This window comes from Rhodovibrio sodomensis (assembly GCF_016583645.1).
GTDB classification, from domain to species: Bacteria; Pseudomonadota; Alphaproteobacteria; order Kiloniellales; family Rhodovibrionaceae; genus Rhodovibrio; species Rhodovibrio sodomensis.
This window is the reverse complement of sequence record NZ_NRRL01000298.1, coordinates 1-699: the sequence shown is the minus strand read 5'-3', so window position 1 is coordinate 699 and position 699 is coordinate 1. Positions and strand designations below refer to the sequence as shown.

Sequence of the window (699 nt, the reverse complement as noted above, 5' to 3'; positions counted from 1 at the left end):
AGTCGGTGGTCGATGCCGCCCAGTTCAACGGCTCGAACCTGCTCAAGGACGCTTCCGGTACAGCGAAGTTCGACATCCTGTCGTCGTTGGACCGCAATTCCAACCAGGAGGTCGAGGCCTCCCGGATTTCGGTCGACCAACAGAACCTGTCGACCGAGGCGGCGGACTCCAAGGTGGACTACGCCGGCGCGGCGGGTGACGGATCGAGCACGGCCTACACCATCACCGCCGGTGACACCACGCCGGACTACAACCAGGGTGACCTCAAGTCCGTCACTGTCACCTACACCAACAGCGGCGAGACCAAGAGCGTCACGGTCGACCTGAGCCAGGCGCAGAGCGAAGGCGACGTGCAGAGCGCTCTGCAGGGTAACGCCGATCTGTCGACCGATTTCGGTGATGCCCAGACGTTCGCCAACGGTGTCATGACGCTGGACGACACGACGAACGGTGCGTCGACCATCGTCGGCGTGAGCTTCACCGGCAACGAGGCGGGCATGCACAGCCTGTCCCAGGTGGACGTCACGGACTCGGACGGCGCCAAGCACGCCCTGGCCTCGATGGAGGGCTTTACCCAGCAGGCCATCGACGCGGCGGCGAACTTCGGTCAGGCGCAGATGCGCGTCGAGACGCAGATGGACTTCGTCGGCAAGTTGACGGACTCGTTGACCGCCGGTGTGGGCTCCCTTGTCGATGCCG

1 pseudogene is annotated in these 699 nt (G+C 64.5%); it reads left to right on the top strand.

Features of this window, described 5'->3' with window-relative positions:
- A pseudogene (locus CKO28_RS27845) lies at positions 1-699 on the top strand (hypothetical protein); the annotation flags it as partial.